At 51.2% G+C, this 283-nt stretch carries 1 protein-coding gene; it reads right to left on the bottom strand.

Translation table 11 applies throughout. From position 1 onward, the window contains the following. On the bottom strand, nucleotides 1-283 hold a 283-nt coding region (gene pgk / locus ACYP03_RS25785; RefSeq protein ID WP_459782645.1), incomplete at both ends, for a phosphoglycerate kinase.

Genomic DNA, 283 nt, shown 5'->3' with positions numbered 1-283 from the left:
CGTATTGCTTAGACAGAGCTTCGTCATTTTTCTTCTCGCCCACGTTAAAGCGAACGTTTTCCAGCACCACCAGTTCACCTGCGTTCAGATCCAGACCATTCAGGTAATCTTTCGCCAGCTTCACATCACAATCGAGCGCGTCTTGCAGATAGTTCACGACAGGCTGCAGAGAGAACTCGTCAGCATATTCACCTTCGGTCGGACGACCCAGGTGAGAGGTAACCATTACCTTTGCGCCTGCTGCCAGGCATTGCTTAATCGATGGCAGAGATGCCAGGATACG

The organism is Photobacterium sp. R1 (assembly GCF_054600795.1).
This window is presented reverse-complemented; position numbering and strand designations above follow the sequence as displayed.